The following is a 20,398-nucleotide window of genomic DNA, read 5'->3' on the forward strand; positions in this document are numbered from 1 at the left end:
CACACCTCACTTTGGCATGCTTACATCATTACCACGTCGTATTGTTCCGCAGCATAAGCACTCTCCGCTTGGAAGCGAATACTTTTACCCAAAAAGGCTTCCAATTCGGCAACACTGGTTGACTCTTCGTCCATAATGCGAGACACCACGGGTTCGGCAGCAATGACGCGATACTGCTTAGCCTCAAACGAACGCGCCATTCGAGTAATTTCTCGGAATATCTCGTAGGCCACCGTTTCAGCAGTTTTTACCGAACCTCGCCCATTACAAACCGGACAAGATTCACACAAAGTGCGCTCTAAACTTTCACGAGTACGCTTGCGCGTCATCTCCACCAAGCCTAAATTAGAAATACTGCTGATTGTCGTCTTAACACGGTCTCGACTTAACTCTTTTTCCAAAGTCGAGAGTACGTGCTGCTGGTGGTTTTTGTCATCCATATCAATAAAATCAAGAATAATGATTCCACCGAGATTACGCAAACGCAGCTGGCGCGCAATCGCTTGTGTCGCCTCCAAATTAGTACGATAAATGGTCTCTTCTAAATTACGATGCCCGACAAAAGCGCCGGTATTCACATCAATCGTGGTCATCGCTTCTGTCTGGTCAATAATCAGATAACCGCCGGACTTTAGATTTACCCGTTTGTGCAGAGCCGCTTGAATCTCTTCTTCAATATTATAAAGATCAAAAATAGGACGTTCGCCTTGATACAAACCGAGCCGATCACTTAATTCCATCACGTAAGTATCGACGAATCGCTGCATTTTGCGATAGGTTTCCGTGGAATCGACTCGAATCTTTTCAATCCGTTCAATTGGGATATCACGCAAAATTCGCAAATATAAAGGCAAGTCTTCATACAACATCGACGGTTTTCGGGTATTACGCGTTTTATCTTGAATCCCTGACCATAAGCGTTGCAAATAAATCATATCGGCGCGCATCTCATGAAAATCAACGCCCTCCGCAACCGTGCGCACAATAAAACCACCTTCCGAACCAGCAAACTCGGGAATTTGCTTAACCATTTCGCGTAAGCGCTCACGCTCGCCATTCGAGTCGATTTTTTGCGATACACCAAGCGTTTTTTCAGTCGGCATATACACCAACATTCGCGAGGGAATGGTCACTTGCATGGTAACGCGAGCCCCCTTAGTCCCCAATGGATCTTTTACCACCTGAACCATAATCTTCTGACCGGCATAAAGTAACTTGGCAATATCATCGCAATCTTCGTCTTGCGAACCAACCGACTTATGACAGACATCAGACACATGTAGGAAAGCCGCTCGCTCTAAACCGATATTCACAAAGGCGGCTTGCATTCCCGGCAAGACGCGATCGACCTTGCCCATATAAATATTGCCCACTAAACCTCGTTTATTGGAGCGCTCAACCCAAACCTCTTGCAAAACACCATTTTCAACCCACGCCACACGTGTTTCATTCGGGGTGACATTCACCAGAATTTTTTCTTCATTATGCATGCAACTGGCCTTTTTATTTTTCATGCGGCATCGGCTTCTTTAAAGGATTAAAATAGGGAAAATTGGCTTGTTCAAGCAATTGATTAAGTTCAAATAACGGCAAACCCATTACGCCACTGTAGCTACCATTAATATTTTTCACCCAGCGCGCTGCATACCCTTGAATCGCATAAGCGCCAGCCTTATCCATTGGCTCGCCACTGGCGACGTAAGCCGCAATATCACTCACCGGCAAGGGCGCAAAAGTCACCTCAGTAATACTCACCGCACAAAGTAACGTATCTTGATGGCACAACGCGACCGCGGAATAAACTTGATGACTTCGCCCTGAAAGGCGTTGCAACATTGCTTGCGCATCATCAGCATCAACCGGCTTACCTAAAATTTGGCCATCCACCAGCAAAGAGGTATCGCCCGCAATAATCCAGGCATCATACTCAAGAAGCGACTGAGCTGCCAACGCCTTTTGTTTAGCCATGCGTTGCAAATACGCCAACACTTCTTCTTGCGGCGAAGGTGTTTCATCTATTTCCGCCGTCACGACCGAAAACGCAACGCCAATTTGCGCTAATAATTCCTGACGACGTGGAGAAGTGGACGCTAAATAAACGGGATGATGAGGCATTGGCGAACAATCCATTGTGAACAAACACGATTAAGCGTCTGAGACGCCGTTTTGCTGCTCATTCTACAGCGAGATTAGGTAAAATGGGCAGATTCACCTTTAAGATTCATTTAAAGCCATCGCCAAAACCTTAAGAATTTCTTAAACGAAACGGCACTAAAACGAAGAGATTACCTATGGACCAAGTTGTCACCGATCACAGCCCGGAAAATTTAAGCACCCTTTTTCCCGGCACCCAAATGGTCGCCGAACTGCCTTTTTTCAGCATCTTAGCCAAAGAAACTCGGGTGCCTTGGCTGATCTTCATTCCCAAATACCCTTTGGAGAACATCAATTCAACCCTGCTGTTATATGGCCAAATTCATCGTTTGATCGAAGCCCTAAGAGAGATGAACGGTATGGGACATTACAATCTTGCAAAAATCGGTAACAAAAATGAATGGCTACATATGCACTTAGTATTCCGCAGCGAACACGACGAAGCGTGGCCAGACCCAGTTTGGTGTCGCGAACCTTTGGAGGTAAATCCAGGTGCGGCAAAAGGGTTAAGTAAAATGGTTAAAACCGCCTTACAGCAAACTAGCGCCTCTGCAATGTAACCTCGCTGCGCAATGACTTACTTAAAAACCCTTCTTTCAGTTGGGCTGCTGCTCGCTCTTGCCTGGCTCGTTGATTATTTCATCGGATGGCAGAGCGTATTTGCTCCGTGGCAAAACCTGCCAATTTTTCAAGTCGTCTTGGCGACCGGATTACTGTTCCTCACTTATGCGATTCGAGCCAGCCGTCTGATTCAGTATTTTCGATTACACCAACCAGCACAAGTGCTTGGATGTGCGCGTCTGATGCTTCTCCACAATTTCTGGAACAATCTTTTGCCGATGCGCTCCGGCGAAGCCAGCTTTCCAATCTTGATGCAAAGTCAATTTCAAATCGGACTGAGTCAATCATTACCGGCCCTGTTATGGTTTCGGATACTGGATTTACACACACTGCTGCTTCTGGTTTTGATCGCTTTTGCCAGCTTGTGGCTTAACCTTTGGCAAGTTGTATTCGTCACTTTTCTATGGCTAACCGTGCCTTGGTTGCTGTACCGATTACAAACACCCATTAGTAAACGCGTCAACCAACAGCATAAAATCGGTAAAATATTGCATAAAATTCTTCTCGGGCTACCACAAAACCAAACCCAATTTACTTGGAGCTGGTTTTGGACGCTCTTTAATTGGAGTTTAAAACTGTTGATGCTGGCGTGGATTCTCAGCTGGTTTGTCGAGATTGACTTCAATTTAGCAATGCTCGGCGCGGCCGGCGGCGAACTCAGCAGCGTCTTACCAATACATGGTATTGGTGGCTTTGGTACTTATGAAGCGGGTATATGGCTGGCACTTAGCCAACTATCACTTGAACAAAATAGTATTCTTAGTGCCGCGATAAACCTGCATTTGATTTTATTATCGAGCAGCATCATCAGCGCGGCTTTTGCTTTGTTACTCCCGAAAAACCAAGCGCATTCATCATAAATTGCGATAAGATGCCCACAATCACTGAGAACACTAAATTCATCCAGGAAATTCCCCAATGCAAGATTACCAACTCTCCATTGTCATCCCCATGTATAACGAACAAGAAAACGTCGAACCAATGGTGTCCGCGGTATTTTCAGCATTAGCAGAATATGAAAAATCCTGGGAATTAATTGTCGTAAACGATGGCAGCATTGATCAAACAGCTGAACTTCTAAGCGAAAAAGCGGTTGAACGCGGAACACAGCTCAAAATCATCAACCTACAGCGTAACTATGGCCAAACAGCCGCTATGCAAGCTGGAATTGACGCAGCAAACGGCGTCGTGATAGCCACCTTAGACGGCGACTTACAAAACGATCCACAAGACATTCCACGGATGGTTGAGAGATTAATTAATGAAGATTTAGATTTGGTTGCTGGTTGGCGCAAAGACCGAAAAGACGACTTGGTTCTGCGCAAAATCCCATCCCGAATTGCCAACAAACTGATTGCCAAAATGACCGGCGTAACTCTGAATGATTACGGATGCAGTCTAAAAGTCTATCGTGCCAGCGTTTTGAAAAACATCACGTTATACGGCGAGATGCACCGATTTATCCCAGCATGGATGGCAACCGAAACCCTGCCAACCAAAATAAAAGAAGAAGTCGTCACGCACCACGCTCGTCAATTTGGCGAATCTAAATACGGCATCAGCCGTACCTTCCGCGTGATTATCGACCTATTATTTGTGTTTTTCTTTATGCGTTTCCGCGCGCGTCCATCCCACTTTTTCGGGCAAATTGGCCTAGGGTTCGGTGCTATCGGCGGACTCGGACTCAGCTACCTATTGATCCTAAAACTACTCGGCGAAGACATCGGGACTCGGCCATTATTGATAATCAGCGTCATGTTTATCTTCATGTCGATTCAATTTCTACTCAGCGGAATCTTGGCAGAAATGACCTCGCGCACCTACTACTCCGCATCGGATAGAAAACCGTATACGATTCGGAAGAAAATCAACTTGAATTAAGAGTAAGCCCCACAGTGTTACAAGACCTGCCCTCAACAGAAAACTTTCGTCAGAACGTTTTCCAGAGAACGGCGGAATTCTTAATGATTCCTGCCTTTTTCTTTCTGCCTATCCAAGCTGCACCGGTCAATACACTAATTGTATTGGCCGTTTTATTTTTATTACTCTCCAAAAATATTAAGTCGAGGTTAGTATTAGCTTGGACGCATCCACTAAGCAAGGCTTTTTTATTTTTCTTTTTAACCGCAGCGGTGTCAATTTTTTGGACAGAAAATCTAGCCCAAGGAATTTACTTATTGGGAAAATACATTCCTTATGTCATCTTTCCTTTCATACTACTTATCATTAATCCAAATCTTCAGAAATACTATATTAGTGCCTTTTTCATTGGCATTACCATTTCTGAAATACTGTCTTATTCCATGTGGCTTGGCATTACAGATATGGGCAAAACCCAAGACGATCCAAATCTCTGGGACCACACACCTTTCATTGGACATGTTCTTTACAGCCCTATCGTTGCCTTTGCTGCATTTATCATGTTAACTCGGCTCACTTTCGACTGGCGGACGTTAAAAACATGGCAAAGAACTGTTTTATTCCTTTTTTCAATCACCATCATTACAAATTTATTTTTTACTCATGGCCGCACCGGTATGATTGCTCTTTTATGCTTAGTATTCGTGCTATTTATAATAAAATTTCCTACTAATAAAGTTAAAGCAATCTTTATCAGCTCAACAATAATAATTGCAATTCCAACCCTTGCTTATTACATGATTAATGATTTTAAAATACGCGTCGATGTAGGCAAGAATGATTTTGTGAAGCTTATAGAAGAACAAGATGCCGAAACAAGTCTTGGGCACCGCATTATCAACTGGCATGCCAGTATTCAAATGATTGAGCAGCAGCCGATTTTAGGCGTCGGTATTGGTGATTATGCAGAAGAATATGAAAAAATCATGCACAACCAAGAAATCAAATACTGGCCATCAGAAAATCCCCACAACCAATATTTATTTAGCGCAGCAACCAGCGGAATCCTTGGCATCATCTCGCTGCTAGGAATCTTTATAACTAAAGCCTGGCTAATCTACCGAGACTACCAATCTCAAACAAATAATCCATCAAATCCTCTAAAAATAGGGCTCTTAGTTTTATTTCTAATCATCTGTTTGGCAGAAAGTTATTTATGGCGCTCAAATACAACTCTTTTATTAATTTTGTTTTCAGCGCTATTTTACAAACCAGTTATTCAAAAAAGTTAGATTGCAACCATGTCCAAAATAAAGATTTCTATTATTTCTTAATCCAACGTCGGAAAATTTAAAATAATATTCACTTGTTGCGCTAATGCTTGAGAAACCTTACGGCGATTTACAATCCTTCGATAATGGCGATTCAATAAACTTTTCACCCATAAACGTTTCAAGGCACTTGATTCATGAATCTGCTTAATCAACCTGTGTTCTCGGCTTGCCTGAAGATGCTCGACCAAGGGTTTGCTAAGATTGTCTAAACCATAACGCTTAGGCGTAAGATCATAAATATAAGTAAATTCAGGCCCCAGTTCCTTAATCGACACTTGCCCTTTTTGCTTCCAATCAGCGACAACTTCTTCAAGAACTTTTTGATCCCAAAGTTTCGGATTTGCTCTCATTCTTAAAACCCATTCATTAACCAATGCCCTTGCGGAAGGAGTATTGTTAATAAAAAGCGTGCCACTGGCTAACTCTTTACCCTGAAAATAATGAACAGCAATATCCTCTTTAACATCGGCAAAAAAACCACGTAAATCAGCATGAACAAAAGCATCTGCATCAATATAAAGGATTTTATCATTAGGAAATTTTTGACAAGCCCGATGAATAAACTCAGGCTTAAACGCAATGATTTTTTGCCATTCGTCTGCACTTACTTTTTCTAGGTAAGGCTCTAAACCAAAACGGACCAATGACGCTTTCATCAACCTTGCATGCTCTGAATAAAGCGCATCATCCGTGTAAAACCCAATAATTTTTAACATTTACTCTCCTCAACGATTTTGAAAAACAATTTTTCAAACGCGTCTTCCAACTTGCCGTAAAAAATGAACTGTAGATCTCTACGAAGCAATGCCGAAGTAAATAATGCGGTTGATTGTGTCGCAATCACGTAACGAACATCTAATTCGAACAACAACAATTCCAGTGGAATGGATTTTGGCAAAAGAATGGTATTAGAAGACATTAACCAATCTAGGCTCGAATCCATTCGAGGGTGTGGCTTAACTAAAATTGACACGACCCGATTATCTCGAATCCGTTGATTAATTTCGCGCTTTAAGCTCTCATTAAGTTGACTTGGATGGGGCAAAATCAATAGAGCATCTGCACTAAACGTGTTGCTTTCATGGAACCTGATCAAACTCTGCAATAGCAGCTTTAACTTCTCGACACGGTAAAACGTCAGCGGTATCTGCTTTAAAGAAATTTTCGTGGCCAAAGCGGAATAAGCCATTTCCGGTCTAAGCAACCACCCCTCGTTAATCCAATCACTGGCGCCAATTGTGATGGGATGCTTCCAATCACACGGATACATGAGCTTTTTAATCCAAGAATCGAGTACACGATCACGCCATGTTTGCGAGCGTTTTCGACCGGTGTAACTAAACACCCCCTCATCAAGATAAATCCCTTTCACCTGCGGTTTATGCTTTACCGCTTCGGTCATAGCGCATTGAAACTCAATGCGGCGGTCACTACCGACAAAAACCTGATCCGGTTTAAGCTCGGCAACAATGCATTTTATCTCTTCAAGTTCTTGGCGACGCTTCTGCCACTTTGCAATAGCACCTTTAAACTTGCCATGAAAACACCAACTTTCAATAAAAGGCGAATCTGCGCCAATTTTTTGCAGCGCCTCTAAATAGGGGTTGTCTTGACCAATGGGGAAATCCACATACATCAAATAGCTTTTCTCATCTTTGCGGTGTTCGGCAAAAACAAAACTATTCAAAAAATTCCACGGCGTTGCAGCAATATAAAGTGAGACATTTGCCATAAATAGGTTATTTCTTCTTTTTTTATTAGGTCATATTAAATACAGTACACAACATTCACAGAAAAGAAAGCCTATGTCTCTATACAAAGAAATCAGAAAAAACGTTATACCCCTGACAAACTGGTTAAAAATTCAGTGTCGTCATTTTTTTCAGAAAAAGATGCCTATTACACATAAAAACAAAACAGAAGTGATTGCTTCACTCACTTCTTATCCAGCACGTTTTAGCAGTTTACATTTAACACTCAAGTCATTGCTTCAACAAACGGTCTCAGCTGACCAAATTCTATTATGGATTGCTGTAGAAGACAAAAGTCAATTGCCAAGAAAGGTTCTACAGCTAGCAAAATTGAATCAAATCGAAATTCACTTTACCGAAGATACACGCTCTTACAAGAAAATCATCCCGGCGTTAGAAAAATATCCGCAAGCGTGCATCGTAACCTTTGACGATGATGTTTACTACCCCCCAAATACCTTGCAAAAGCTGCTCGAAGGACATCAGAAAAACCCTTATAAAATCATTGCCAATCGCACTCACTTGATTTCCGTAGACAATCTTGGCAACTTACAACCTTACAAGCAGTGGCATAAGAACTGCTCTAACCAAAGTCGCCCGGAGAGAAACTTCCAAACCGGTGTTGGCGGTGTACTTTACCCGCCAAATAGCCTTCATAAAATGGTGACCGATAAAAACTTATTTACCAAGTTAGCCCCGCACGGCGATGATATTTGGCTGTATTGGATGATGCGCCTCAACGGCAACACCGCAATGCAAACGCAAAACGATTTTGAATTTTATCACTGGCCGTTTTCACAAAAAACGGCGCTTTATAAGCAAAACGTGCGCAAAGACGGCAACGACACGCAAATCCAAGCCATGCTCCAACAGTTTGGCTCGCCCTTGTGCCTACCGGTTAATGACGATTAAGCAGCTGTTGATACACCTCATGGTTACCCACCACCATCTGCTGCACTGAAAATTGTTGACGCATGAATTGCTTAGCGTTCTCACCCATTTGCTGACGCAGTTCTGGATTTTGTAACAGTTTTTCAATCGCGTTCTGCAAGGCTTTTGTATCGGCCGCTGGAACCAATAAGCCATTAACGCCGTCTTCGACCGCTTCGGGAATCCCGCCCACTGCCGATGCAACAATCGGCACGCCTTGTTGCGAGGCTTGTAACAAAGACACGCCCAAACCTTCCATTAAGGCAGGATGCACCAGCAAATCAATACAGCCAAACAATCTCGGCATATCCTCACAAAAGCCAGTAAACTGCACCGTTTCTTTCAGCCCTAATTGAGCAATTTGTTGCTCCAAGGTTTCACGATATTTTCCCTTACCAAAAAATAACACTTTGATTTGTGGAAAAGATTCCAGAAGTGCAGGCAAAATTGTTAACAGATAGCTATGCCCTTTACGCTCAATTAACTGCGCGACCACCCCAATCACTAGCGCATCTGATGCTAGATTAAAACGCGCCCTAAAATCTATTGGATTACACGCCGAAGTGGCATCTTCCACCAAGGCACTGCGCACACAAACCACGTTCTCTGCTGTCAGCCCCTGACTTAACAAAACCGTGCGAATCCCCTCGGAAATGGTAATCACCTTATCGTAAAGACCGTATTTCCAACGCGTTACCCAGCGGCTTTCGGGGTTATCGACGCGACGTGAAATCACCGCCGGCACCTTTGCCCATTTAGCGGCAAGCCCTCCCCACACATCGGCTCCGCGCCGACTGTGAACATGTACCAAATCCGGCTGAACCTGCTGAATCGCTTTTTTGATTCGCCACAACAAGCCGATATCCAGATCGCCCTTAGCGGCAATCTCAATTACTTGAAAACCGCGTTGCTTCATCTCCTGCGCAATCACACTGCCGCGCGTCGCCAGCAAAACATTGTCGACACCAAAATCGTCTTTCAAACCCTGCATAATAAAGGTGACTTGCTTAGCGCCACCATACAGATGCTTGCCCAATTCAATGTGCAGCACTTTCACGAGAGCACCTCAATATGCGCCACCCCTTGATTCAGCCTCTGCCACTCTTGGACGACCCATTCCGGTGTCAGCGCTCGCATACAGTCAAAACGGCCATCACAGATGGGATTGCGGCGACATGGCGAACAATCAAGCTTGTGATAGAGCACTTTGGCATTGTCACGACGAGTGTTGACGTAAGGAAGCGTTGAACCAAACAGCGCCAAGGTCGGTTTGTTTTCGGCAATGCCCATGTGCGTTAAGCCGGTATCGACACCAATAACGCCTTGCGAGTGACGAATAACCGCGATGGCTTCTTGAATACGGGTTTTGCCGACCAGATTGATGACATGTGCAGGCATAGATTGCATCAAGACTTCAGCCGCCAGTTTGTCGCCGGGGCCGCCCAATATTGCAATTTTTTGATTGACGGGAAGGCATTGTGCCAAGGCTTGCCAGTTTTCATCAAACCAATGTTTTTGCGGACGCGTGGTAAAGGGACAAAACACCAGATAATCCGACCCCAGTTCCGCTCGAATCGTCTTCCAATTCGGTGTATCGAGATTAGCCGGTAAGTGCATGGAAAACGAACCGATTGAACAGCCTAAATAGTGCGCCATCGCCTGATATTCAGAACTGATCAGATCGCCTTTGACTAGATTGCCGTCAACGACTTCATCCATCCATTTCTGCGAACCTTCGCGCGAATTTAACCCAATCTTGCGCTTCGCCTGCGACCACTTCACCAACACACCGCTTTTGGCCAAACTTTGCAAATCAATCGCCAAATCATAATTGGCCGCGCGCAGACGCTGTTTCATTTGCCGTAGTTCGCGCCACAGTTTAAACCAGCGCAACGCCTTAAAATCTTGGACCCACTGGCTTTTGGGGATAATAATGAGCTCGTCTAATAGTTCATGGCCGCGAATCACATCGGCAAACTCCGGCTGCACCGCCCAGCTAATTTTTGCATCGGGATAACGGTTTTTGAGCGCCTTTAATAAGGGCGAGGCCATGACAATGTCGCCCATGGCGCTCATACGAACCAATAAAATTTTTTCAACGGGAGTATTTGAATGCGTCATAGAAGAAAGGCTTTTAGCTTAAAAATTTTTTATCGCTTGGAAGATAGATTATGATACAACCTTTGAGTGCCGGCAGGACGGATTTTACCGCACGCTCAATGAAAAACTCACCGATATAGCACTTGAACAATCAACCCAATCCTACGGAAACCTCCAGAAAGATGAGTCAGCTTGAAAGCCCTTTTGCTCGTATAAAAGCCCACCTTCATGCCGCTTTAAAAGACCACGGAATACTCAGAGCGCTGTATCGCAATCTCTATCAAATTTCCTCTGAAGGCCATCCTAAAGCCTTGCGTAGCAACCATCCCTCGCCGGCATTTATTAAAAAAATGCAGCAAAAACACGCGATCAAAACCATTTTAAGCGTACGCCGTGCCGACACCACAGGCGCGTATTTGCTTGAAAAAGAGACCTGTGACCAACTCGGCATCCGTCTAGTCAACCATGCGATGTCCTCGCGACAACTGCCAAGCGTCGCCGATGTGTTAAAGGCCAAAGCGTTATTGGAATCCATTGAATATCCTATTTTGATTCATTGCAAATCCGGTGCCGACCGCGCAGGAATGATGAGCGTTTTTTATAAGCACTTTATCGAAAAACAACCGATCGAAGAAGCCCTCGCGCAGTTGAGCATGAAGTACGGCCATTTTCGCTGGGCAGACACCGGTAAATTAGATTTCTTTTTTGACGACTATTTGGCGTTTAAAAAGCAACATCCAGACATCAGTTTTGAAACTTGGCTAACGGAGCATTATGACCAACAAGCCTTAAACGCACAGTTCAAAGCCGAAGGCTGGGCCAACATCGTCGTCAATAAAATTTTGCATCGAGAGTAAGCATGTTTGATCGCGCCACCTTGAGTCTTTATCGTCGCTTACTGCGTTACGTACTGCCTTACAAAAAACTCATCGCCGTGACCTTATTGGCATTAATCGTCATCGCAGTGATGGAACCGGCAACCGCTTGGATATTAAAAGAGCTGGTTGATGAAAGCCTAATCGCTAAAAATCCCGACTCTTTTGTGATGATGCCACTTCTGCTGGCAGGCGTTTTCATCATCAAAGGGATTGCCGACTATTTCAGCAAAGTCTTCAGCCAATGGATTGCGCAAAGTGCGATTCTCGACATTCGCTCGGCGATGTACCGCAAGATGCAATCGCTGCCCTACAGCACCTTCCAGAGTTACTCCACCGGCAGACTGATGTCGAAAATCACCTACGATGTGCCGCAGGCGAGCAACGCCCTATCCAATGCCTGGGTTATCATTATCCGCGACTCGCTTACCGTAGTGGCTTTGGTCGCCTATTTGCTTTATATCTCTTGGCAACTGACTTTATTAATGCTGATTATTGCCCCAGTGGTCGCTTTCATTATTGATAAAGCAAGTCGGCTGATGCGTAACTCCAGCCGCAATATGCAGGCCGATATGGGGCAGATGACGCATCAACTGGAAGAGGGCTTAAACGCTTATCAAGACATCAAAATTTACGGCGCAGAACGCTATGAACAGAACCGCTTTCAAAACACCGCCAAAAGCTTATTAATCAACACCTTAAATGTCACTAAAGTTTCTGCGCTGAATGTTCCGCTCGTGCAGATACTGGCGGCGATTGCCTTGGCCGTAGTGGTTTATATCGCCATGCAAATGTCCGCCAAAGACATGTTCACCCCGGGCGAACTGCTCTCTTTCATCACCGCAATGGCGTTGACTTTCGAGCCGATTCGCCGCCTGACCAGCATCAATGAAACCGTCCAAAAAGGCATGGCGGCGGCGGAAAGTATTTTTGAGCTACTGGATTTGCCGGACGAAGCCAATAACGGCTCGCATCGTTTTGACAGCATTGACGGCGAAATCGTCTTCAAACAACTGGGTTTTACCTACCCTAATGCCGACACTGCGACCTTTGAAAACTTTAATTTAACCATTCCGGCGAAAAAAACCACCGCGCTGGTCGGCCAATCCGGCAGTGGTAAATCGACCTTAGCGCATCTGATTGCCCGTTTCTTTGAGCCGACCGCCGGTCGCATTACCTTAGACGGCTATCCATTGAGCGAAATCGAACTGAATCACTTCCGCCAAAACATCGCCTTTGTCAGCCAGAACATCATTCTTTTCAATGACACGCTTGCCGCCAATATCGCTTACGGACAAAGCGATATCGACCAAGACAAAATCATTGCCGCCGCCAAAAAAGCGCACGCATGGGAGTTTATTCAAAATCTTCCGCAAGGACTCAACACCAATATCGGCGACAACGGCGATCTGCTTTCCGGCGGCCAACGCCAAAGAATCTCGCTTGCCCGCGCTTTCTTGAAAGATGCACCAATTTTGATTATGGACGAAGCGACCTCCGCTTTAGACAATCAAAGCGAAAAAAAGGTGCAACAAGCGATGGATGAGCTGCGCAAAGAACGCACAGTCATTCTTATCGCGCACCGTTTAAGCACCATTGAAAACGCCGATCAAATCGTGGTGTTAGAGCACGGCAAAGTCATCGAACAAGGAAAGCATAGCGACTTACTCGTGGCCAATGGCTTGTACGCGAGCCTCTATGAAAAAGGAGAGCAGAGTGGCGAAACAATCTAACCCCTCCACTCACTTAAGCGGCAAACACTTTTGGCACCCAAAATATTGGGGGATTTGGCTGGGTGTCGGGCTACTGCGCGTTTTTAGCTGGCTGCCGTTTGCGGCAAAATTCCGTGTCGGTAAACAGCTTGGCCGCGCAATGTATTGGCTTGCGCCAAAACGCCGAAAAATCGCTGCGGCAAATCTCGAAATCGCCTTTCCGGAAAAATCCGTCGGCGAGCGCCAGCAACTCTTAAAAAAGCATTTTGAAAGCATCGGCATGGGCTTTGCCGAAATGGCGCTGATTTGGCATGGCGACCACAAACACCACCACGGCAAGGCTTTTGAACGCACACTGGTCACTTACCGCGGTGAACAAAACCTGCAAAATGCGCTCAATGCCAACCAAGGCGTGTTGATTCTGGCACCGCACTTCACCACCCTAGAAGTCACCGGATTATTCATCTCCTTTTTAACCAACTATCACGCGGTTTACCGGCCGCATGACAACCCGTTTATGGACTACTTAATCGCCAAAGGCCGAAGCATTCGCTTCGATAACGGCGAGCAAGTTCAGCCGGTGGCCAACAACAATACCCGACTCATGCTCAAGATGCTTAAATCCGGCGGTGCCATGACTTTTTTGCCGGATCAAAAATATCGCGCCAAAGGCTCAGTCATGGTGCCGCTGTTTGGCAAAGAGGCACCGAGCAACCCGGCGACCACAAAAATCAGCAAACTCACCGGCTGTGCCGTAGTGCCGACCTTTACCCGCCGGATTGAAAGCGAACAAGGCATTCGCTACGAAGTCGAGTTTTTGCCCGCATTAGAGCATTTCCCAACCGAAGATGATCAAGACACCTTAAGATTGCACCATCTTTACGAAACCGCCATTCGTCAAGCACCGGAACAATATCTATGGGTGCATAATCGCTGGAACCTCAAATTTTAAACAGATGATACCCTTATGAAACTCAATTTTTCAGATGCCAAAATTCTTGTTGTCGGTGATGTCATGCTCGACCAATACTGGTCCGGGAGCGCACAGCGTATCTCGCCGGAAGCGCCGGTTCCGGTGGTCAAAATCAACAACGATGAAACCCGACTAGGCGGTGCTGCGAACGTCGCCCTCAATTTAAAAGCACTCGGCGCTCATGTCGCGCTCGCCTCGGTGATCGGCAAGGATGACGCCGGTTCACAGATTCAAACACTGTTGCAACAACACGGTATCCAGACCTATTTCAGTTTTAGCAGCCAGCCGACCATCCGCAAGCTGAGAATTCTGAGTCGACACCAACAATTAATTCGTATGGATTTTGAAGAAACGCTGGCGCTTAGCAGCGCGCAGAGTTTCGCCGAGGCCGTCATCAAAATGCTCGGCCAATTTGATTTGGTGATTTTTTCAGACTACGCCAAAGGCTGTTTGGCCGATGTGCAACGCATGATTCAAGCCTGCAACCTTGCCGGCGTCACCTCATTCATTGATCCGAAAGGCGACTGTTACCAAAAATACGCCGGAGCGACTTTAATCAAGCCGAATCAAGCGGAGTTTTGCCAAATCGCGGGAGCATTTAGCGACGATGAGCAACTCAGTGCAAAAGCCCGCAACTTAATGGACTCTTTGAACATTAGCCATCTTTTAATCACCCGCAGCGAAGAAGGTATGGCGCTTTTCTCGCCGCAACAAGAGCCTTACTTCCTCGCGACTCAGGCACAAGATGTTTATGATGTGACCGGTGCCGGCGACACCGTTATCGCCACCATTGGTGCCGCTTACGCGAACGGCTACTCGTTAAAAGACGCTCTACACTTTGCCAACATTGCGGCCGGCATTGTGGTTGCTAAAGTCGGTACAGCCACCGCAAGCTTGGTCGAGTTGAGCGACAAGTTACAGCAGACCCAGCGTCATCAAGGCTATGTCGCACCATCCAAAGAAGAGTTAAGACAGCTTATCCAGCAAGCACAACAGCAAGGACAAAAAATCGTTTTCACCAACGGCTGCTTCGATATTCTGCATTCGGGCCATGTACGCTATTTAGATGAAGCGGCAAAGCAAGGCGATAAATTGGTTATTGCCGTCAACACCGATGAATCCGTACAAATTTTAAAAGGCCCAACTCGGCCAATTATTCCCTTGCAAAGTCGCATGGAACTTTTAGCCTCGCTGAGCTGCGTTGACTGGGTGATTCCTTTCAGCGAAGAGACGCCGCGCGACTTAATTTGTTACTTGCAACCCGATGTATTGGTCAAGGGCGGGGATTACCAACCCCACGAAATCGCCGGCTGTGACTGTGTCTGGGAGCGTGGCGGCGAGGTTAAAATCTTAAGTTTCTGGGATGGCTTCTCAACCACCAAGATTGTTGAGCGTATCCAGGCCTCGCTTCAGGAGACCCCCTAATGTCACTCAACCTAGATTTTTCAGACATCGCCAAGCAACACCAGCAGGCGGTTGATTCGGTATTTGCCCAAGAACCGCAAATCCGACAAGCAGCTGAGTTAATCATCCACGCGCTCCAAAATGGCAATAAAATCATGTGGTGCGGCAATGGCGGCAGCGCCGCAGAAGCGCAACACATGGCCGCAGAACTGATGGTTCGTTATGTTAAAAATCGTCGTCCGCTGGCTTCGATTGCATTGACCAACGATACCTCAATTTTAACCGCGCACCCAAACGACTATGAATTTGCTACGTTGTTTGCTCGACAGGTGGAGGGCTTGGGTCAACAAGGCGATGTCTTAATTGGCATGAGTACCTCGGGACGTAGCTCTAACATCATCAATGCCTTGCGATCCGCCCAGCTCAAAGGCATTCACACAGTTGCCCTCATAGGACAAGACGACAGCGCAATCCAAGACGTCGCCGATAAAATCATTAAGGTGGACAGCGCAATTACAGCGCGCATTCAAGAAGGGCATACGCTTATCAACCACTTAATCTGCGAGCTACTAGACCTCGCTTTTGACTAAAATTGATGACGCTCGCCTCCGCTCTGTTTGATACAAGGGGCACAAAAAAACCGCGCAAACGAGAACGCTTGAGCGGTTTTTTGTTTTAAAGACGCAGGCTTTATTCAGTGGCCGCCGCTGTGACTTGGATCAAAGTCGATCAAAATATAATCCGCGCCGCAATAAGGGCATTTGGCTTTACCGGTTTTCTCAATCGGCAAATACACCCGCGGATGCGAGTTCCATTTGCTCATGTCCGGTGTCGGGCAGTGCAACGGCAAATCCTTATGTGTCACTTCGTAGCATTTTTTGCTGTTGGTTGAGTTTGATGACATCTGGCTCTCCTAAGCGTCAAAATTAGTTAGCGACTTGAGTTAGCCAATTCATGTGCTGCGGCGAGCGACCGTGCACAATATCAAAATACAACGACTGCAATTTCTCGGTAATCGGCCCACGCGAACCACAACCAATTTCACGGTTGTCCAACATACGAATCGGAGTCACTTCTGCAGCGGTACCGGTAAAGAAGGCTTCGTCACAGATATAAACTTCATCACGTGTAATGCGTTTTTCACGTACTTCAATACCCAACTCTTTAGCCAATTGCATAATGGTTTTACGGGTGATGCCATCCAAACAGGAGGTTAATTCCGGCGTGTATAGTACCCCTTCTTTTACCATGAAGAAGTTTTCGCCCGAACCTTCTGAAACATAACCGTCAACATCCAACAACAAGGCCTCGTGACAACCGTTGCCGATTGCTTCTTGCAGTGCCAACATCGAGTTCATGTACTGTCCGTTGGATTTCGCTTTGGTCATCGTGACGTTAACATGGTGACGCGTGTAAGAAGAGGTGGCGATTTTAATCCCTTTGGTTAAGTTCTCTTCGCCCATGTAAGCGCCCCATTCCCATGCAGCAACCATCACGTGAACTTTTAAATTATCAGCACGTAACCCCATACCTTCCGCACCGTAAAACGCCATCGGGCGAATATAAGCAGACTTTAAGTTATTCTCGCGCACTGCCGCACGTTGCGCTTCATCCAAAGTCGCTTTGTCATACGGCATTTTCATGTTCATGATTTTGGCAGAATTAAGTAGGCGTTGGGTATGCGCATCCAAACGGAAAATCGACGTACCTTGCTCAGCGTCATAAGCGCGAACCCCTTCAAACACACCCATTCCGTAATGTAACGTGTGCGTCAGTACATGTACTTTCGCTTCGCGCCAAGGAACCATTTCACCATCTAGCCAAATCAAGCCGTCTCTATCTGCCATTGTTTGCATTTAACACTACTCCAAAACCGTTAAGCGCCATGGGCGATTAATTTAAAAATACAGCCCAATATTCTATCGAATATAAGGTAAACGTTGTAGAAATAATTTAGAGGAAAACAGAACACCCACAAATCGCTTCAACCACAGCTGAATGTAACTGCGCAAGACAGCGGCTTACCATCCTCTCCAGACCTCACAAATGCAGGCAATCCACCTGCTGAATACAAACGGCTGCTTGTTTCGTGTTTCTTGAGATTTCACTTACTAAAAATTGTCTCTAAAAATCAATTTCTTACAATAAAACCTACTCGCCCTTAGAAAAATTGTTTAGCAAAACTTGAATTTTTATCGGCAATCGCTAAAATCTTTCTTTTGCTGGTTTTAAATCGCTTTTAATTTTGCAAAAAAGCAACCGAGTGGAATGTATTTTTGAGCCGAACTTTGGCTTTCGCCTTGTGCCATGATGGGCCGACGCGTTGGGTTGAATCTGTTGAAAAATGCTTTTTCTAAGGTTGCTTTTTTTATTTCTGAAACTTTCTCATTAAAATTGAATGCAACCGGCAAAATAACAAGACAAAATACTTAAATTAAAATGTCATGAACGCACGTCCCGCCGAACAGAATTCCGAGGTAGGACGCTTTAACAAGGAAACTTTTCATGTCAAATCACCTAATGAACACCTATGCACGCCAGCCGGTTAGTTTTGTTAAAGGCCAAGGTGCGCTGCTGCATGATAAAGACGGTAAACACTACCTTGACGCTATTAGCGGCATCGCGGTTTGTAGCCTTGGGCACGCGCACCCTGCAATCAGTGAAGCGATTTGTGAACAAAGTCAAACCCTGATTCACACATCAAATTTATATCAAATCGACAAACAACAGCAGTTAGCGGATAAACTGTGCGCACTCTCCGGAATGCAGCAAGCGTTTTTCTGCAACTCTGGCGCAGAAGCGAATGAAACGGCGATTAAAATCGCACGCAAATATGCCAACCAAAAAGGCATCAGCAACCCCAAAATTATCGTCATGGAGAACAGCTTCCATGGCCGGACTCTAGCCACCCTAAGCGCCACTGGCAATGCGAAAGTGCACGAAGGCTTCTTTCCACTGGTACAAGGGTTTGTACGCGTGCCGTTTGATAACGTCGAGGCGATTAAAACCCTAGAAAACGATGCTGACATCGTTGCCATTTTAGTTGAGCCTGTTCAAGGCGAAGGCGGCGTACATGTACCGAAAGCCGGATACTTAACCGCACTGCGCGAAATTTGTGACCGCAATAACTGGTTATTGATGCTCGATGAAATACAAGCTGGCGTAGGACGCACTGGCAAATGGTTCGCTTTCCAGCACGAAACCATTAAGCCCGATGTAATGAGCTTAGCCAAAGCGCTTGGTAATGGCGTACCGATTGGCGCCAGCTTAGTGTCTGGCGCTGCTGCTGGCATATTGGTTCCAGGAAATCACGGCACCACGTTTGGCGGCAACCCACTCGCCTGTGCTGCCGCCTTGGCGGTGATTAACACCCTTGAAGTACATAACTATGTCGAGCACGTGGCAATCAAAGGCCAACAACTATTAAACAAGTTTAAAGACGCCCTTGCCGGAACAGACAATGTTGTCGATATCCGTGGTAAAGGCTACATGATTGGCATTCAACTCAAGCAACCTTGTGGCGAACTTGTCGCCAAGGCACTAGCGCGTGGCGTATTAATCAACGTCACCCGTGGCGATACCATCCGCCTACTGCCAACTTTTGTAATGACCCAAGAGCAGACCGAAACCCTAGTTACTGTGGTGGCGGAGTTGGTCAAAGAATTTGCTCAAACCAATGCATAAACCAAAGCTTTTATTATGACCGTAAGACATTTTTTAACCTTAAAAGACCTGAGCAAAGAAGAACTGCAAATCGTTCTTGAGCGCGGCATTGCACTGAAAAGAATGCAGCGGGCCGGTGAAATTCACGAGCCGCTTAAAAACAAAACACTGGCGATGATTTTTGAAAAATCATCGACCCGTACCCGTATTTCGTTTGAAACCGGTATGACCCAATTAGGAGGCCATGCGCTGTTCCTCTCACCGCGCGACACCCAACTTGGGCGTGGCGAACCGATTGAAGACAGCGCACGAGTGATTTCCAGCATGGTCGATGGCATCATGATTCGTACTTTCGAGCATGAAATTGTCCAAACCATGGCAAAACACTCCAGAGTGCCGATTATCAATGCCCTAACCGATGACTATCACCCCTGCCAGCTACTGGCCGATATGCAGACATTTTACGAACATCGTGGCAGCATTCAAGGCAAAACGGTCACATGGATTGGGGACGGTAACAATATGTGCCAATCCTATATTAACGCGGCAGAGATGTACGACTTTAAACTACGTATCGCTTGCCCTGAAGGCTACGATCCGCGCCCAGAACTGGTTGCCGAAAACGCAGATCGCGTGGAAATTATTCGCAACGCCAAAGAAGCCGCCACAAACTCAGACTTACTGGTAACCGATGTTTGGGCCAGCATGGGACAAGAAGAAGAACAGCGCTTACGTCAACGCGCGTTTGCGGATTATCAAATCAATGCTGAAGTGATGGCCTGCGCCAAGGATGATGCTCTCTTTATGCACTGCCTACCAGCACACCGTGATGAAGAAGTCAGTGCCGAAGTCATTGATGGCAAACAATCGGTCGTTTGGGACGAAGCGGAAAACCGCCTGCATGCACAAAAAGCCCTTCTCGAATTCTTAATGGCGAAATAATCTTTAGTTGTTAAACTTTCTAATAGACATAAAAAATCCCGCTTAAAGCGGGATTTTTTTGTTTTACCAACCCTTTTTA

The 20,398-nt window shown here is 45.9% G+C and carries 20 protein-coding genes; 12 read left to right on the plus strand and 8 right to left on the minus strand.

Going from position 1 to position 20,398, the window contains the following annotated elements:
* Nucleotides 1-20: 20 nt before the first annotated feature.
* Both rng and HRR27_RS10105 read right to left on the minus strand, forming a co-directional pair.
* A complete protein-coding gene (gene rng / locus HRR27_RS10100; RefSeq protein ID WP_173273434.1) occupies nt 21-1,490 on the minus strand; it encodes a ribonuclease G in 1,470 nt (489 codons plus the stop codon).
* 13 nt (nt 1,491-1,503) lie between these two features.
* Nucleotides 1,504-2,115 (minus strand): Maf family protein, encoded by a 612-nt coding sequence (locus HRR27_RS10105; RefSeq protein WP_173273435.1) that lies wholly within the window; start codon nt 2,113-2,115, stop codon nt 1,504-1,506.
* A 176-nt stretch (nt 2,116-2,291) separates the two neighbouring features.
* Between HRR27_RS10105 and HRR27_RS10110 the strand changes: the two genes are divergently transcribed.
* From HRR27_RS10110 to HRR27_RS10125, 4 genes are read left to right on the plus strand one after another with little or no spacing between them, the layout of a single operon-like run.
* Nucleotides 2,292-2,714 (plus strand): hypothetical protein, encoded by a 423-nt coding sequence (locus HRR27_RS10110; protein ID WP_173273437.1) that lies wholly within the window; start codon nt 2,292-2,294, stop codon nt 2,712-2,714.
* Between the two features lie 12 nt (nt 2,715-2,726).
* Nucleotides 2,727-3,635, plus strand: coding sequence for a lysylphosphatidylglycerol synthase domain-containing protein (locus tag HRR27_RS10115; protein WP_173273439.1), 909 nt, complete (start codon nt 2,727-2,729; stop codon nt 3,633-3,635).
* 58 nt (nt 3,636-3,693) lie between these two features.
* Nucleotides 3,694-4,656 carry a glycosyltransferase family 2 protein gene (locus HRR27_RS10120; RefSeq protein ID WP_173273441.1) on the plus strand — a complete coding sequence of 321 codons (963 nt, stop codon included), beginning with the start codon at nt 3,694-3,696 and terminating at the stop codon, nt 4,654-4,656.
* Nucleotides 4,657-4,670: 14 nt separating this feature from the next.
* The gene (locus HRR27_RS10125) at nt 4,671-5,927 is read left to right on the plus strand and encodes an O-antigen ligase family protein (protein WP_173273443.1); all 1,257 of its coding nucleotides are present in this window, start codon (nt 4,671-4,673) and stop codon (nt 5,925-5,927) included.
* Between the two features lie 38 nt (nt 5,928-5,965).
* Here the strand turns inward: HRR27_RS10125 and HRR27_RS10130 are convergent, their stop codons facing one another.
* Together HRR27_RS10130 and HRR27_RS10135 are read right to left on the minus strand one after the other, a co-directional pair.
* Nucleotides 5,966-6,685, minus strand: a complete 720-nt coding sequence (locus tag HRR27_RS10130; RefSeq protein ID WP_173273445.1) for a putative nucleotide-diphospho-sugar transferase — start codon at nt 6,683-6,685, stop codon at nt 5,966-5,968.
* Nucleotides 6,679-7,701 (minus strand): polysialyltransferase family glycosyltransferase, encoded by a 1,023-nt coding sequence (locus HRR27_RS10135; RefSeq protein WP_173273447.1) that lies wholly within the window; start codon nt 7,699-7,701, stop codon nt 6,679-6,681. The genes HRR27_RS10130 and HRR27_RS10135 overlap by 7 nt, the downstream gene beginning before the upstream one ends.
* Before the next feature lie 160 nt (nt 7,702-7,861).
* Between HRR27_RS10135 and HRR27_RS10140 the strand changes: the two genes are divergently transcribed.
* Nucleotides 7,862-8,632, plus strand: a complete 771-nt coding sequence (locus HRR27_RS10140) for a glycosyltransferase (RefSeq protein WP_173273449.1) — start codon at nt 7,862-7,864, stop codon at nt 8,630-8,632.
* Here HRR27_RS10140 and HRR27_RS10145 read toward each other — a convergent pair.
* Together HRR27_RS10145 and HRR27_RS10150 are read right to left on the minus strand one after the other, a co-directional pair.
* A complete protein-coding gene (locus HRR27_RS10145; protein ID WP_173273451.1) occupies nt 8,619-9,707 on the minus strand; it encodes a glycosyltransferase in 1,089 nt (362 codons plus the stop codon). The two genes, HRR27_RS10140 and HRR27_RS10145, sit on opposite strands and share 14 nt — an antisense overlap.
* Nucleotides 9,704-10,771 (minus strand): glycosyltransferase family 9 protein, encoded by a 1,068-nt coding sequence (locus HRR27_RS10150; RefSeq protein ID WP_173273453.1) that lies wholly within the window; start codon nt 10,769-10,771, stop codon nt 9,704-9,706. Before HRR27_RS10150 ends, HRR27_RS10145 begins: the two co-directional genes overlap by 4 nt.
* A 161-nt stretch (nt 10,772-10,932) precedes the next feature.
* Between HRR27_RS10150 and HRR27_RS10155 the strand changes: the two genes are divergently transcribed.
* Genes HRR27_RS10155 through HRR27_RS10175 form a run of 5 tightly spaced genes read left to right on the plus strand, consistent with a single transcriptional unit; the run spans nt 10,933 to nt 16,304 of the window.
* The gene (locus HRR27_RS10155; protein WP_173273455.1) at nt 10,933-11,607 is read left to right on the plus strand and encodes a fused DSP-PTPase phosphatase/NAD kinase-like protein; all 675 of its coding nucleotides are present in this window, start codon (nt 10,933-10,935) and stop codon (nt 11,605-11,607) included.
* Nucleotides 11,608-11,609: 2 nt separating this feature from the next.
* Nucleotides 11,610-13,358: a lipid A export permease/ATP-binding protein MsbA gene (gene msbA, locus HRR27_RS10160; RefSeq protein WP_173273457.1), complete on the plus strand. Its 1,749-nt coding sequence runs from the start codon at nt 11,610-11,612 to the stop codon at nt 13,356-13,358.
* Nucleotides 13,342-14,289, plus strand: a complete 948-nt coding sequence (locus HRR27_RS10165) for a lysophospholipid acyltransferase family protein (protein ID WP_243830824.1) — start codon at nt 13,342-13,344, stop codon at nt 14,287-14,289. The genes msbA and HRR27_RS10165 overlap by 17 nt, the downstream gene beginning before the upstream one ends.
* 15 nt (nt 14,290-14,304) lie before the next feature.
* Nucleotides 14,305-15,735 carry a bifunctional D-glycero-beta-D-manno-heptose-7-phosphate kinase/D-glycero-beta-D-manno-heptose 1-phosphate adenylyltransferase HldE gene (hldE, locus tag HRR27_RS10170; protein WP_173273461.1) on the plus strand — a complete coding sequence of 477 codons (1,431 nt, stop codon included), beginning with the start codon at nt 14,305-14,307 and terminating at the stop codon, nt 15,733-15,735.
* Nucleotides 15,735-16,304: a D-sedoheptulose-7-phosphate isomerase gene (locus HRR27_RS10175; protein WP_173273463.1), complete on the plus strand. Its 570-nt coding sequence runs from the start codon at nt 15,735-15,737 to the stop codon at nt 16,302-16,304. Before hldE ends, HRR27_RS10175 begins: the two co-directional genes overlap by 1 nt.
* A 104-nt stretch (nt 16,305-16,408) precedes the next feature.
* Here HRR27_RS10175 and HRR27_RS10180 read toward each other — a convergent pair whose 3' ends face one another.
* Together HRR27_RS10180 and HRR27_RS10185 are read right to left on the minus strand one after the other, a co-directional pair.
* On the minus strand, nt 16,409-16,618 hold the full coding sequence (locus tag HRR27_RS10180) for a zinc-finger domain-containing protein (protein WP_173273465.1): 210 nt from the start codon (nt 16,616-16,618) through the stop codon (nt 16,409-16,411).
* Nucleotides 16,619-16,640: 22 nt separating this feature from the next.
* Entirely contained in the window at nt 16,641-17,570 is a 930-nt protein-coding gene (locus tag HRR27_RS10185) for a branched-chain amino acid transaminase (RefSeq protein WP_173273467.1), read from the minus strand.
* Between the two features lie 649 nt (nt 17,571-18,219).
* On the opposite strand from HRR27_RS10185, the gene HRR27_RS10190 reads away from it, so the two are divergent.
* Both HRR27_RS10190 and argF read left to right on the plus strand, forming a co-directional pair.
* Entirely contained in the window at nt 18,220-19,398 is a 1,179-nt protein-coding gene (locus HRR27_RS10190) for an aspartate aminotransferase family protein (RefSeq protein ID WP_173273469.1), read from the plus strand.
* A 15-nt stretch (nt 19,399-19,413) separates the two neighbouring features.
* Nucleotides 19,414-20,319: an ornithine carbamoyltransferase gene (gene argF, locus HRR27_RS10195; RefSeq protein ID WP_173273471.1), complete on the plus strand. Its 906-nt coding sequence runs from the start codon at nt 19,414-19,416 to the stop codon at nt 20,317-20,319.
* The last annotated feature ends 79 nt before the right edge of the window (nt 20,320-20,398 follow it).

This window comes from Thiosulfatimonas sediminis (genome assembly GCF_011398355.1).
GTDB classification, from domain to species: Bacteria; Pseudomonadota; Gammaproteobacteria; order Thiomicrospirales; family Thiomicrospiraceae; genus Thiomicrorhabdus; species Thiomicrorhabdus sediminis_A.